This window comes from Rhodoferax ferrireducens, assembly GCF_031458075.1.
Lineage (GTDB): Bacteria > Pseudomonadota > Gammaproteobacteria > Burkholderiales > Burkholderiaceae_C > Rhodoferax_B > Rhodoferax_B ferrireducens_A.
Genome location: NZ_JAVDXT010000001.1, coordinates 843456 through 857351 on the forward strand (window position 1 = coordinate 843456; position 13896 = coordinate 857351).

The 13896-nt window shown below is 58.7% G+C and carries 8 protein-coding genes and 2 pseudogenes; 5 read left to right on the forward strand and 5 right to left on the reverse strand.

Annotated features, from left to right (window positions below):
- Positions 1 to 96: 96 nt before the first annotated feature.
- A complete protein-coding gene (locus tag J2X19_RS04040; RefSeq protein ID WP_310370866.1) occupies positions 97 to 1077 on the reverse strand; it encodes a Bug family tripartite tricarboxylate transporter substrate binding protein in 981 nt (326 codons plus the stop codon).
- Positions 1078 to 1228: 151 nt separating this feature from the next.
- Here J2X19_RS04040 and J2X19_RS04045 point away from each other — a divergent pair, with 151 nt between their 5' ends.
- The gene (locus J2X19_RS04045; protein ID WP_310370868.1) at positions 1229 to 1495 is read left to right on the forward strand and encodes a hypothetical protein; all 267 of its coding nucleotides are present in this window, start codon (positions 1229 to 1231) and stop codon (positions 1493 to 1495) included.
- A 64-nt stretch (positions 1496 to 1559) separates the two neighbouring features.
- On the opposite strand, the gene J2X19_RS04050 is transcribed toward J2X19_RS04045, so the two are convergent.
- From J2X19_RS04050 to J2X19_RS04065, 4 genes are read right to left on the reverse strand one after another with little or no spacing between them, the layout of a single operon-like run.
- Complete coding sequence (locus J2X19_RS04050; protein WP_310370870.1) at positions 1560 to 2489, reverse strand: ABC transporter permease; 930 nt, start codon at positions 2487 to 2489, stop codon at positions 1560 to 1562.
- Position 2490: 1 nt separating this feature from the next.
- On the reverse strand, positions 2491 to 4005 hold the full coding sequence (locus J2X19_RS04055) for a sugar ABC transporter ATP-binding protein (RefSeq protein ID WP_310370872.1): 1515 nt from the start codon (positions 4003 to 4005) through the stop codon (positions 2491 to 2493).
- Positions 4002 to 4985, reverse strand: coding sequence for an ABC transporter permease (locus J2X19_RS04060; RefSeq protein ID WP_310370874.1), 984 nt, complete (start codon positions 4983 to 4985; stop codon positions 4002 to 4004). The genes J2X19_RS04055 and J2X19_RS04060 overlap by 4 nt, the downstream gene beginning before the upstream one ends.
- Positions 4955 to 6031, reverse strand: coding sequence for a sugar ABC transporter substrate-binding protein (locus tag J2X19_RS04065; protein ID WP_310370876.1), 1077 nt, complete (start codon positions 6029 to 6031; stop codon positions 4955 to 4957). The genes J2X19_RS04060 and J2X19_RS04065 overlap by 31 nt, the downstream gene beginning before the upstream one ends.
- 214 nt (positions 6032 to 6245) lie before the next feature.
- Between J2X19_RS04065 and J2X19_RS04070 the strand changes: the two genes are divergently transcribed.
- The 4 genes and pseudogenes from J2X19_RS04070 (at position 6246) to J2X19_RS04085 (ending at position 13894) form a co-directional block, all read left to right on the forward strand.
- A complete protein-coding gene (locus J2X19_RS04070; RefSeq protein WP_310370878.1) occupies positions 6246 to 12176 on the forward strand; it encodes an AAA family ATPase in 5931 nt (1976 codons plus the stop codon).
- 84 nt (positions 12177 to 12260) lie between these two features.
- Positions 12261 to 12623: pseudogene (locus J2X19_RS04075) on the forward strand (response regulator); the annotation flags it as partial.
- A gap of 78 nt (positions 12624 to 12701) precedes the next feature.
- Positions 12702 to 13442: pseudogene (locus J2X19_RS04080) on the forward strand (sensor histidine kinase); the annotation flags it as partial.
- Positions 13443 to 13447: 5 nt separating this feature from the next.
- Positions 13448 to 13894 (forward strand): response regulator, encoded by a 447-nt coding sequence (locus J2X19_RS04085; protein ID WP_310370880.1) that lies wholly within the window; start codon positions 13448 to 13450, stop codon positions 13892 to 13894.
- Positions 13895 to 13896 lie beyond the last annotated feature (2 nt).

Sequence of the window (13896 nt, forward strand, 5' to 3'; positions counted from 1 at the left end):
TCTGATTTGCTATTGATACTGTAGCTGCTTGCGCATGCTGAATATGCGCCAGCGGCCTAAATGCTTTGTAAGAATATGCTACACCCGGACCTTGCCTCAGTCCACTTGGGCACCCGAGTTTTTCACTACTTTTGCGTACTTGCTGCGCTCGCTGGCCATGAAGGCGCCAAACGCGTCCGGCGTGGTGGGCACAGGCTCGGCCAGCAGGCTGGCGAAGCGGGCATGGGTGTCGGGCGACTGCAGTGCGCTGACAAATGCCTGGTTCAGCCGGGCCAGCGTGTCCTTGGGTGTGCCCACGGGGGCGACCAGGCCCCACCAGGTGTCGATGGCAAAGCCGCGCAAGGTGTCGGCCATCGGCGGCACATCGGGCAGGAAGCTGCTGCGCTGCAGCGTGGTGACGGCAATCGCCTTCAGCTTGCCGGCGCGGATGTTGGGGGCTGCGGTGGCCAGGTTGTCAAAGTTGAAATCGACCTGGCCCGACAACAAGGCCAGCTGGGCCGGGTTGCCGCCGTTGTAAGGGATGTGCACCGCAAAAATGCCGGCCTGGGCCTTGAACATCTCACCCGCCAGGTGGCCGGCACTGCCATTGCCGCCCGAGGCAAAGTTCAGCTTGCCGGGATTGGCCTTGGCGTAGCGCACCAGATCGACCAGGGTGTTGATGTTCAGGCGCTTGGCGGTGTCAGCATTCATGACCAGCACATTCGGCACGCGCAGAATCTGGGTGATGGGCGCGAAGTCGGTGGCGGCGTTGTACGGCATCTTGCGGTACAGCCAGGGGTTCACCGCGTGGGTGGCGGTGGCAGCGATGCCGATGGTCAGGCCGTCGGGCGCGGCCTTGGCCACAAGGTCGGCGCCGATGTTGCCGCCGGCGCCGGGCTTGTTGTCGATGATCACCGGCCCCAGCGTGTCCTTGACCTTTTCGGCCAGGATGCGCGCGGTAGCGTCGATGGGGCCGCCGGCCGCATAGGGCACGACCAGGCGGATCGGGGCGCCGGTCTGGGCGCTGGCATTCCAGGGCAGCAGGGCGACGGCGAACAGGGCGGGGAGAAGGGTGGGGAAGAGGTTTCTGCGTTGCATGCGGGCATTGTGGCGCAGGATTACAAAACTTTGCAGACACTTACGTCTGTCTGTTGCAGGGCAGCGGGCGTTGCATAGCTATGGAAATAAACACTCCATGCAGCCCTGCCATCCGTATGCATTTACCCACCGTTACCTTCCAGGAGCTACCATGCAAGCCAAGACCCTGATTGCCGCCCTCGCTTTGACCGCTGCCAGCGCCGCCAGTTTTGCCCAAGCCCCGGCCGTTACGGCCGCAGTGGAATCTGCAAAGCCTACGCATCTGAAGGCGGTCGTCCATCCTGCCAAACATGTACACCGGGTTACCGCCAAAAAGGTGGTGAAGCACCACGTCAAAGTGGCGCACCAGCCGGTGCGCTCGGCGCATGTCCACACCAGCCATGTAGTTCATACCCACAAGTTGGCCCACACCGTTTAACTACCAGCCGAAGCGGACCGACCTTGCTGCAAAACCAGGTTGGCCGCTCCCAGGTTGGGAATATTTACTTCACTGCAAAGAGGGTAGAGCGATCGGTGTTGAGCGCCACGGCTGCGACGGCCAGCACGCCGTAGACGATGGGTTCGTATGCGGGGTCGATGCCGATCGCGGCGATGCCGATGCGCAGTACCGTAACCGTCAATACGCCAATCAAGGTGCGGGCGAATCCGCCCACACCGCCGGTCATGGCTGTGCCGCCGATCAGGACTGCAGTGATGCTGGGTAGCAGTAGGCTGTCGGCAATCGACGGGCTGCCGCTGTAGGTGCGCGCCGCCATCGTCATGCCGGCCAGCCCTGAAAACAGTCCACTCACTGCGAAGGCGAAAATCTTCACCCGTCCCACACGGATGCCGGAGAGAATGGCCACTTTCGGGTTCAAGCCAATCGCGTAAACGGTACGCCCGAGCGGTAAGCGATGCATCAACGTAGCCAGCACGCCGAGCGCTGTAGCTGCGAATGCGAATGCATGGGGGACGCCAAAGCTGTTGCCATCCAGCCAGCCGATGGCGGAATAACCGGCACTGATGGGGACGCTGGTGTGGGCAATCGCCAGCGCAATGCCGGACCACAAACCGAGTCCGGCGAGCGTGACGATGACCGAGGGCAGTTGCGCACGTGCGTGCAGAAACCCCTGTGCAGCACCGAGCAGGCTACTCAGGGCGAGTGCGCCCAGCACCACACCGGCCCCCAGTGTCGGCAACGTGAGCGCGATCCACACCGACACCAGCGCGGCGAGCGCGGCCATCGACAGATCAATACCGCCGAGTAAAAGCACCAGGGTCTGACCGGTGGCCAGCAGCAGGATTACGCTGGATTCCCCCGCCAGCAGGCTGAGGTTGTCAAGCGAAAGAAAAGACGGCTCCACCGTGCCCACGGTAGCGACAAGAGCGAGCAGAACACCCAGTGGGAAGAACGGTCGGATGGCGCGTCGCATGCTAGGTCATCCGCTCCAGAATCTGAAGTTCGGATGGCTTCGTTGTGGCTGCGGGGAAATGGCCAGAAACCACGCCGTCTTTCATCACAATGATGCTGTCGCTCAGTGTGATCAACTCTTCGTAAGTATCGGCAATCAGCAAAATGCCGATCCCACTTTGGGCGAGTTCGCGGATCAGAAGTGTGATGTCCCTCTGGGCACCCACATCCAGTCCCCGCAATGGATGGTCCAGGATCAGAATTTTGGGCGCGCCTGCAACCAGCCACTTGGCAAGCACGACTTTTTGCTGGTTGCCCCCGCTGAGATGCTGGGCCGGGGTTGCCGCCGCGCCGGGTGTGATGTGCAACTGCTTGATCCAATGGGTGACCAAGGCTTTCTCGCGGGCATGGTCTAGAAATGGACCGCGACACAAACCGCCGAGATGGACCAGTGTCATGTTTTCCAGAATGCTCAGACCGGCGACGATACCTTCTATACGGCGTTCAGCCGGTACATACCCGATTCCAAGCCGGACCGCATCGGCAGGTTCGCCAAGTTGAAGAGTCTGTCCATCGAGCACGATCTCGCCGCTATCGGGCGGTTCGATACCGAATAGCGCGCGGCACAGGCTTTCACGCCCAGATCCGGCCACGCCGGCGATGCCGAGTATTTCTCCGCTCGACAGATCAAAGTTGATGTCGCGGTAGCTAGGGAGGCGGCAGAGGGCGCGGACGCTCAGACCGGATTTTGTTTTGGGGTGCGGGGATTCCCCGGGATCAGAGCGGGCGACACCGAGTTTGTGCCCGAACATGTGCTGCTGCAGATCGGCGATGCCGAAGTTTGCCCGATCACGTTGCGCCACGCAGCGGCCTTCACTCAGTACGTAAATACGGTCGCAGACGCGTAGCGCCTCATCCAGCCGGTGGGTGACGAACAACACCGAGGAGCGCCCGCGCAGGCGTTCGATCTGCTCCAGGACCGCCTCGATGTGCGCTGCGTCCAGCATCGAAGTGGGCTCATCCAGCAAGATGACCGGTTCGTTATGTGAGCGCTCCTCGATAGCCAGAACTTTCGCCAGTTCGACTACTTGCTGTTCGGCGAAAGACAAGCTGTCGGTTCGCGCCGACGGTGAAATGCGGGAGCCGAGTTTGCCGAGTTGCACCGCAGCCAGCGCGCGTAGCGCCTTCCAGTCGTAGAAGCCGGCGCGTAGCGCAGCATCTTCGTGGCCCAGCATGATGTTCTCCGCGACGCTTAGATTGGGCAGCAGCGACAACTCCTGGAACACCATACCAATGCCGGCTTTGGCTGCGTCGGCAACCCCTTTCAGTTTGAGTATCTCGCCACGTAACGTGATGCGACCGGAGTCGGGTTGGCACAGACCACTCAGCACTTTCAGTAACGTCGATTTGCCGGAGCCGTTGGCGCCGATAAGTCCAACTACTTCGCTTGCCCGGATTTCGATGGATACGTCGTTCAGCGCGCGGATACCGCCGAAACTCTTGCTCACCTGCTCTACGCGCAGCACGGGGTGCGTCACCGGACAATCCGCAGGGGGCTGCGCAGGCGCCAGGTTGCCAGCAGTGACGCAGACAGAATGATGGCGCCTTCGACTGCCTTCTGCAGGTCGGGTGTGATGCCGACGAAGATCATTCCATTCGCCAGCACGGCCAGTATCAGCGTTCCCAGCGCCGATTGCAGTATGCCGCCGCGGCCTCCGCTTAGCGAAGTTCCACCGATCACCACGGCGGTGATCGTGGACAACATCTGCCCCAGGCCGATGTCGACATGACCGAGGCCAATCCGTGCAGACCCCAGAACGCCGGCCAGGCCGGCCAATAGGCCGGAAACGGCAAATGCCGCCACTTTGTAGCGATCGACTGGCAGGCCGGAAAGGCGTGCCAGTTCTTCTCCTCCGCCAATTGCCAGGCTGTAGCGTCCAAAGCGCGTGTAATTCTGCAGTACATAACCGAATGCCAGCACCACGATGGCGACCAGTGCCAGGTTCGATACCGCCCAGGTCCTGCCGAGACCGAAGCTGCGGAACGATTGCTCCTGGATCAGCGGTGGCTGGCCACCGGACACCAGCATCGCCAGTCCAAAGGCGACCGACCAGGCGCCCAGCGTAGCCATGAAAGAAGGTACGCGCAGTCGCGTGACCAGCAGGCCATTCAAAAAGCCGATAAGTAGGCCCGGCAGCAAGGCCAGCGCGATGCCCAGTGACCCAAGATTGAGCCCGCTGCGGCTATTGAGGATCAGCATTGCGACCGTCAGCGAGCAAGCCGCCATGACGCCTTCGATTGACAAATCGATCGATCCCTGCAGCACCACAAATGTCATCCCGACTGCCAGGATCAGTGGAATGGCTGCGCGGTCCGCAATCACTTGCAAATTTTCCAGCGTAGCGAAGCGTGGCTCGACCAGGCTAAAGCCGAGACACAAGATGGTCAGCGCGAGGCCGGGTCCCCAGAGCTGCCAATGGGTGAGCCTCAAAATGCCTTGCCGGTGCTGCGGCTCCATAAATTGGCGCAATCCCATTCTGGCGCGTAAGCCGATGCTTGCGGGTCACCGCGAAACTGCCCAGCATTAGCTTTGGTGATGATCTGTAGCTTCAGGTAAAACTCGCGCCGCTCCTTTGGCCAGGTCTTTGGCAGCGGCACCTGTCCGGTGAGCACGCACACCCCCATCGCCAAGCCGATGCTGCCTTGGTAATAGGCATCGCTCGATACCGTGGCGCTCATCTCTCCTTTGGCGATGGCGTCGATTGCCTCCGGAATGCCATCCACTCCGACCACGGGAATCTTGCCGGCCAAGCCCACTGCGCGCAAGGCTTCGAGTGCTCCCAGGGCCATATCGTCATTGGCTGCCCACACCGCCTTGATCTGGGTGCCGTATTTGGCCAGCCAGGTCTGCATGACCGGAAAGGCTGCCGTGCGGTCCCAATTGGCAGTCTGCTGATCCAGAAGCTGGATGCCTGGTTGGTCTTTCAGCACCTGCTGCAAGCCGGCAAAGCGTTTGCGTGCGGGATCGGTATCGAGCCGACCCTGCAGGGCTACGATGCCGCCTTTGCCTCCGATCGCGTCGACCAGAATTTTCGATATCGCCACGCCGGCATCGAGGCTGTTGACCGCCACATGCGCAACCCATTGCGGGTTGCTGTCAAACGGATGCAGTCCCTCACCATGCGCCCAATGCGTGACGATCCAGACGCCGGACCGATTGGCGGTGTCGACCATAGGCTTGATGACAGGATCGGAATTCGGTTCGACATTGAAGATCGTGCATTTGGGGTTGGTGCTCAAAATGCCCCGCATCAGCGATACCTGCTTGTCGGAATCGCCTTGGTTGAGCTGCAGCACGTAGCGCTGCTCGAGCCCCGCCCATTGTGCAAACAGGCGGCCGCCTTTATCCAGATTGGCGTGATAAGGTTGCGCGATCTCGCGCATCGAATTGACCAACCGGATTTGCGATTTTTCGCAAAGTGGCGCTGCCTCAGCAATTTGTGCACCAAACGCGGACAGTACGCTGATGGCCAACGTTGAAATTTTCTTCATGACGTGCTTCATATTGGTTGTTCTCATCCATCTGTCAATGCGAAGGAAATACCACTGTTGCTCGCGTTCGATGGTGCGGCATGTCCGCCGATCCGTCAATCCAGGCATCCAATTTTTGGCAGGCATCCACGATTGCGACGCTGTGCTGAAACTGACATACTAGCCTCGTCAAATCCTCTCTAAAAGGCGGATTTTCGTTGCGCCCGTCGTTCCGGACAAGATGCCGGTGGACTGGGATGACGCTTTTGTATTTCGAACCAATGTTGCAATGGCTCTCCCTCGCACACCGTCAGGCTGGCAAACCGAGATCGTGCGATGCGATGCAGAGTTCGTGCTGTATAGGGTGCAACAGCCGGATGTCGACGTAACTAGGCTAGCGTTGACGCCGGCCGGCGATTCTCCGGCATTGGCGAGCCTTGGACGACTCGCTAATGAATATGCTTTGAGAGAGGAACTCGATCCGCAGTGGGCGGTTTGTCCTCTGGAGTTGATTCGCCGAGATGGCCACTCGTTTCTCATGTTGGAGGACCCCGGTGGGGAACCGCTTGAAGGTCTGCTCGGGCAAGCGATGGAGCCGGGCCTGTTCTTGCGGATTGCGAGCGGTCTGGCGACGGCGCTGGCGCATTTGCATGCGCAGGGCATCATCCATAAAGACGTCAAGCCCGCCAATGTTCTAGTAGATGCGCGCAGCGGCGCGGTCCATCTGATGGGGTTTGGCATTGCTAGCCGCCTGCTGCGCGAGCGCCAAGTGCTAGCGTCGCCCGAGGATCTTGCCGGTACGCTGGCCTATATGGCACCCGAGCAGACCGGTCGTATGAACCGCTCTATCGATTCCCGTAGCGACCTCTATGCGCTCGGTGTCTCGCTCTACCAAATGCTGACCGGAGTACTGCCGTTTACCGCCGCAGATCCAATTGCGTGGATGCATTGCCATCTCGCTCTGCAGGCCACGCCACCCGCCGAGCGTGTGGGCGGTGTTCCGGAGCTGCTGTCGGCCATCGTCATGAAGCTGTTGACCAAGGCGGCAGAGGAGCGCTACCAGACCGCCGCCGGCCTGGATGCCGATTTGCGTCACTGCTTGTTGCAATGGCAGTCGAAAGGAAAAATCGACATTTTTCCGCTTGGTCGACACGACGCCTCGGCCCAATTGTTGATCCCAGAGCAACTGTATGGACGAGAGGCTGAGATTGCGCTTCTGGCCGCGGCTTTTGAGCGGGTCGCCGTCGATGGCGCACCAGAATTGGTGCTGCTGTCCGGCTATGTTGGTATCGGCAAGTCGGCGTTGGTCGGTGAACTGCACCAGGTGCTGGTACTGCGGCACGCCTTATTCGCGGCTGGCAAGTTTGAGCAATACCAGCGCGACATTCCGTACGCCACGCTGGCCCAGGCTTGCCGCACGCTGGTGCGGCAAATCCTCGGCCAGAGCGAAGCGGAGGTGAGCCGATGGAGAGATGCGCTGCAAGGAGCATTGGGCAAGCATGGGCAGTTGGTCGTAGCACTCATTCCCGAACTTGAGTTCCTGATCGGAAAGCAGCCTGCTGCGAAAGAGCTGCCGCCGCAGGAGGCGCACACGCGCTTTCAAACGGTGCTGCGGCGCTTCCTGTGCGTATTCGCGCAACCCGAGCATCCGCTTGTGCTGTTTCTGGATGACTTGCAATGGATGGATGCGGCGACGCTGGAGCTGCTTGAGCAATTGCTGGCTGATCCGGCAGTGCGTTACCTGCTGTTGATTGGCGCCTATCGGGATAACGAGGTTGACCCTTTACATCCTTTGGTGCGCTCGTTGGACGCGATGCGTCGGGCAAAGCAAGTGGCGTTGCACGAAATCGTGCTCACACCCTTGGCGCTGGGCGACGTAGCACGGCTGCTGGCCGTTACCCTGCACTGCGAGCAGGAACATGTGCGGAGCCTGGCGCAGTTGCTGCAAGAGAAGACCGGCGGCAATCCATTTTTCACGATCCAGTTCATTTCCGCGCTGGCGGAAGAGAGCATGCTTGCATTCGTGCCAGGCTTAGGCACCTGGACCTGGGACCTCGACAGCATTCGTGCCAAGGGTTTTACCGACAACGTCGTCGACCTTATGGTGGGCAAGCTGAATCGTCTGTCCTCCGCAGCGCAGGAAGCGTTAAAACTTTTCGGCTGCTTTGGCAGCAGCGCTACGACCGCCCACTTGAGCCTGATTCGCGGGATACCGGAGGCCGACATCCATGCAGCGCTTTGGGAGGCGGTTTGTGCAGGGCTAGTGTTTCACTCAGATGGCAGTTATACCTTCCTCCACGATCGCATCCAGGAGGCAGCCTATTCGCTGATTCCGGTCAGTGAGCGCGCGGCGCAACACCTCAGAATCGGCAGGCTACTCGCGTCGAAAATGGCGCCGAAGGAGATTGAGGAAAAAATCTTCGAAATCGTGAACCAGTTCAACCGTGGCACCGAACTGATTGTTTTGTCTGGCGAGCGCGAGCGGCTCGCCGAACTCAACCTCTTCGCAGGTAGGCGCGCCAAGGAAGCGACCGCGTATTCTGCCGCGCTAAAGTACCTTGCGGTAGGTCGTGCATTATTGGTGCAAGACAGTTGGGACCGGTGCTATGGGCTGACCTTCTGGCTCGAGTTCCACCGGGCCGAGTGCGAGTACCTGACAGGCGATCTGGCCGCGGCGGACGAACACCTTGCGGCGCTGACCGGTTTCGCTGGAGACCACGCCGATTTGGCGGCCGTCACCTGCGCGCGCATCAACCTCTTCACAACCATTGATCGCAGCGACCGCGCAGTCGAGGCGGGTCTCGACTACCTGTCGCGCGTAGGTGTGCAATGGTCGTCCCATCCGAGCCGCGACGAGGTGCAGCAGGAATTCGAGCGCATCCGGCAGCAGCTCGGTCAACGTGAGATCGAGGCGCTGATTGATTTGCCCTTGATGGATGATCCCCATTCACGCGCGACCATGGATGTGCTCACGACCCTTTTACCGCCGGCCTTGTTCACGGACGAGAATCTATCGGGGCTGGTCGTGGGCCGCATGGCCAACCTCAGCCTGGAGCACGGCCACAGTGATGGGTCATGTCTCGGATATGCGTGGCTCGGCATGTTCTTGGGACCACGTTTCGGCAATTATCAGGACGGGTTCCGTTTTGGAAAATTGGGGTTGGACCTGGTGGATCTGCGCGGACTGGACCGTTTTAAGGCCCGTGTGTACGTGCATTTTGGGAATGTCGTCAATCCGTGGACGCGGCCGTTCCATACCGGCTGCGCGTGGGTGCGGCGTGCTTTTGATGTTGCCAATGAAAACGGCGATCTAACCTTCTCGTCGTACAGTTGCAATCACTTGATCACCAATCTGCTTGCTGGTGGTGAGTTGCTCGACGAAATACAGCGTGAGGCAGAAAATGGGCTTGATTTTGCGCGCAAGGCCCGCTTCGGGCTGGTGGCCGATATCCTGACCGGACAGCTGCAGCTGATCCGAACTTTGCGTGGCGTAACCCCCAGTTTTGCCTCCTTCAACGATGCCGAATTCAATGAAGAGCAATTTGAGCGGCACCTGGAGAGGGATCCACGCCTGGCGATCGCCGCCTGCTGGTATTGGATACGCAAATTGCAGGCACGGTATCTTGCTGGCGACTACGTTGGCGCCCTAGCTGCAGCCGCGAAGGCGCAGCGCCTGTTATGGACCTCACCGTCGCACATCGAGATGGTTGAATACCATTTTTATGGCGCACTCGCATGTGCTGCACACCACAACCAGACCAATCCCGAGGAACGCATTGAGCACCGCGCAGCATTGACCGGCTATTGCAAACAATTGGAGGAATGGGCACAAAACTGTCCCGGGAATTTTGGCAATCGGGCGGCACTGGTTTCTGCAGAGATCGCGCGTATCGACGGCCGAGAATTGGATGCGATGCATCTTTACGAGCAAGCAATTCAGTCAGCCCGCGAGCATGGTTTTATCCAGAATGAGGGACTCGCATGCGAACTGGCCGCTGGGTTCTGCAGCACGCATGGATTCGTTTCCTTTACCGACACTTATCTGCGGCAAGCACGTGATTGCTATGTGCGCTGGGGTGCGGATGGCAAGGTAGGGCAGCTCGATGAGCGCTATCCGCAGTTGCGCGCGCAAACCGCAGGGGCTTCTGGCACGCCACTTACCGATGTGACCCAGCTCGATTTGCTGTCGGTCGCCAAGGCTTCGCAAGCCATCTCCGGCCAGATCGTGCTGGACGAACTGGTCGAGACCCTCCTGCGTATCGTTATCGAAAATGCGGGTGCCCAGACCGGCACCTTGCTGCTGGTACGCAACGAAGAGCTGTTAGTTGCTGCCGATGCCAGCGTCGAACAACAGACGGTACAGGTGCGGTTGTACGCCGGACAGACGCAAGCGCAGGACTCTTTGCCCGCAAGCATGCTCAACTACGTCCGCCGCAGCCGGGAACAGGTGCTGTTGATGGACGCTGCCGCACCGCACCCATTTTCGACAGACCGTTACTTTATGCATGAGCGCCGCAAGTCCGTGCTGTGCCTACCTATCCTTCGGCAATCCGCGCTCATAGGTTTGCTTTACTTGGAAAACAATCTTGCCACCCATTCCTTCACGTCAAGCCGTGTAAAAGTACTGGAGCTGTTGGCAAGCCAGGCTGCCATCTCGCTTGAAAATGCCCAGCTCTTTACCGCTCTTCAACAGGAAAATGCTGAGCGCAAAAGAGCGGAGGCAGCGCTACAAGAACGAAATTCGCGTATCCGCCGTCTTGTCGAATCCAACATCATTGGTGTCTTCTTTTTCGATATGCAGGGCGGAATCGGCGAGGCGAACGACGCTTTCTTGCATATTGTGGGGTATGACCGCGGAGATCTGCTGTCTGGGGCAATGCAGTGGACCACCCTCACGCCGCCGGCATATTACGCGCTCGATGAACAGAAAGCGGTGGAGCTGCGAAGAACCGGTACTTGCCCCCCGTACGAAAAGGAATATTTGCACAAGGACGGGCGCTACGTTTCGGTGCTGGTGGGCTCCACGCTCTTCGAAGACTCGCAAGAACATGGTGTTGCTTACGTGCTCGACCTGACCGAGCGTAAGCAGGCCGAAGCGGAGCGCACCGCCCGCAAGAATGCCGAGGCAGCCAATGCCGCCAAGAGCGTCTTCCTTGCCAACATGAGCCATGAATTGCGCACACCGCTTAATGGGATTCTGGGCTACACGCAGCTACTGCAGCGGAACAAGACGTTGGACGAATCGCAAATTTCGGCACTCGACGTGATTCAGCAAAGTGGCGAGCATTTGTTGACGCTGATCAACGACATTCTGGACTCCGCCAAGATCGACGCTGGCAAGTTGGATCTCAATCTGACCGACATGCCATTCATTCGGTTCTTGCGCTTGATTGCCGAGATGATTGCCGTGAAAGCTGCGCAGAAAGACTTGGACTTCCGCTGCGACTTGGCGCCTGACTTGCCGATGTGCGTAAGGGCTGACGAGAAGCGACTGCGGCAGATCTTGCTCAATCTTCTATCGAATGCGGTCAAATTTACCGATCGTGGCACAGTCAGTTTTTGTGTGAGCATGTTGGCAACTGGTCGAATATGTTTTGAGGCCCGTGACAGCGGCATTGGCATCGATAGCACCCAGTTGGGCGCCATTTTCGAGCCGTTCGAGCAAGCCGGGGATATACAGCGTCGGGCCGGCGGTACCGGCCTCGGCCTTGCCATCAGTCGGCAACTGGTGAAATTGATGGGGGGGCAGATTTACGTCAAGAGCCAAGTAGGCGAAGGCAGCACCTTTTGGTTTGAACTGGATTTACCACGGATCGAGTCAAAAACAGAAGCGGCCAGTGGGCTGCAGGTCGCCGGCTACCAGGGGCCGCGTAAAAAAATGGGGGTGGTGGCTGATGTCGCAGACAGCCGGGCAGTGGCGGGCGCCATGCTGTATCAACTAGGCTTCGAAATGGACGTTGCGACCGGTGCGCTCACTCTGCCGCCACAACCGGAAATCGACGATCTTTATCGACTTGCGCGCATGGGGAACATGCAGGATATTCTGCGTTGGGCAAGCGATTTGGATGATCTTGATGAACGTTATCGACCATTCACCAACCAATTGCGAGTGTTGGCCAAGGGCTATCAGTCCAAGGCCATCCTAAACCTTGCGAAAGTGTTATCTCAGCAGCCATGATCGCTTAGTGCCTGCCCTTATTGCAAACGAAGAGCACAAGCCTATACTTTTTGTCGTCAATACGTTTATTTTTAACAGGCCGTTATGAATACCAGCACGGGTTCTGAGGCGCTAAGACCCGTCATTCTGATCGTGGATGACACACCGGTTAATGTGGCCGTGCTGGCTGAGCATCTCGTCAGCCATGGTTTTTCGGTGATGGTGGCCCAGGATGGCGAAGAAGGTATTGAGCGTGCGCAATTTGCACCACCGGACCTGATTTTGCTGGACGTGATGATGCCGGGAATCGGCGGCTTTGAAACTTGCCGCAAGTTGAAATCACATGGCATCACGAAGGATGTACCCGTCATTTTCATGACCGCCCTGTCTGACATCAGTGACAAGGTTACCGCCTACAAGCTCGGTGGGGTCGACTACGTGACCAAGCCGTTTCATGCCGAAGAGGTGCTGGCGCGTATCAATACGCATCTGAGCTTGCAGCTTATGCGGCGGCAACTGTTATCGCAGAATCAGCAGTTGCAACAGGAAATAGCCGTACGTCAAAAAGCCGAGGCGGTGCTGGCGGAACGTTCGCAGGAGTTGGCCCGTTCCAACGCGGAACTGGAACAGTTGGCTTATGTGGCGTCACATGATCTTCAGGAACCGTTGCGAATGGTGGCGAGCTACCTGCAGCTGCTAGAGCAGCGCTATGAAGGCAAGCTGGATGCCGAAGCGCATGAATTTATCGGGTTTGCCGTTGACGGCGCCAAGCGCATGCAGGCATTGATTGACGATTTGCTGAGTTATTCGCGGGTTGGCACCAAGGCCAAATCCTTACAGGCGATCAATTGCGACGCGGTGCTGAAAGCGGCACTGCTGAGCTTGCGCATGGCAATCCAGGAAAGCGGTACACACATTTTGTGTGCCCCAATGCCCGTGGTATTAGGAGACACGGCTCAATTGACGCAAGTGTTTCAGAATCTGCTGGCCAATGCGATCAAGTTTCGCGGCGCGCAGGCGCCGCTGATCGAGGTGCGGGTTGAATCGGAGAATGAATTCTGGCGCTTTGAAGTGAAGGATAACGGCATCGGTATTACGCCGGAATACTTCGACCGCATCTTCGTCATGTTCCAGCGTCTGCATAACCGGCGCCAGTATCCCGGCACTGGCATTGGCCTAGCGCTTTGCAAGAAGATTGTCGAACGACACGGTGGACGAATCTGGGTCGAGTCGGAGCATGGACGGGGTTCTATTTTTAACTTCACTTTGCCAAAAGCACCAGGATAGACGCCATGAACGAAATACAAGGGGTGCGTCCGATCGAGATACTGATGGTCGAAGACAACCCGGGCGACGTCCGGCTGACCCAGGAAGCACTGAAGGATGCGAAGATATTGAACACGCTGCGGGTAGTGGAGGACGGGGCGGCGGCGCTGGACTACTTGCATCGGCGGGGTGACTATGCCAACGCCCCGCGTCCCGACTTGATTTTGCTGGACTTGAACCTGCCGAAGAAGAATGGCCGGGAAGTGCTGGAAGACATCAAAGGGGATGAAAACTTGAAGTTAATACCGGTGGTCATACTGACCACCTCACACGCCGAGGAAGACGTGGTGCGTGCGTACAGCCTGCATGCGAACTGCTATATCACCAAGCCGGTCGACTTCACGCAGTTCACCAAGATCGTGCGAACTATTGAGGACTTCTGGCTCAGCATCGTGACACTGCCACCAAGGTAACG

Coding starts and splice junctions, on each gene's coding strand:
- J2X19_RS04040 (WP_310370866.1), bottom strand. CDS start 1,077: ATGCAACGCAGAAACCTCTTCCCCACCCTTCTCCCCGCCCTGTTCGCC.
- J2X19_RS04085 (WP_310370880.1), top strand. CDS start 13,448: ATGAACGAAATACAAGGGGTGCGTCCGATCGAGATACTGATGGTCGAA.
- J2X19_RS04045 (WP_310370868.1), top strand. CDS start 1,229: ATGCAAGCCAAGACCCTGATTGCCGCCCTCGCTTTGACCGCTGCCAGC.
- J2X19_RS04050 (WP_310370870.1), bottom strand. CDS start 2,489: ATGCGACGCGCCATCCGACCGTTCTTCCCACTGGGTGTTCTGCTCGCT.
- J2X19_RS04060 (WP_310370874.1), bottom strand. CDS start 4,985: ATGGAGCCGCAGCACCGGCAAGGCATTTTGAGGCTCACCCATTGGCAG.
- J2X19_RS04065 (WP_310370876.1), bottom strand. CDS start 6,031: ATGAAGCACGTCATGAAGAAAATTTCAACGTTGGCCATCAGCGTACTG.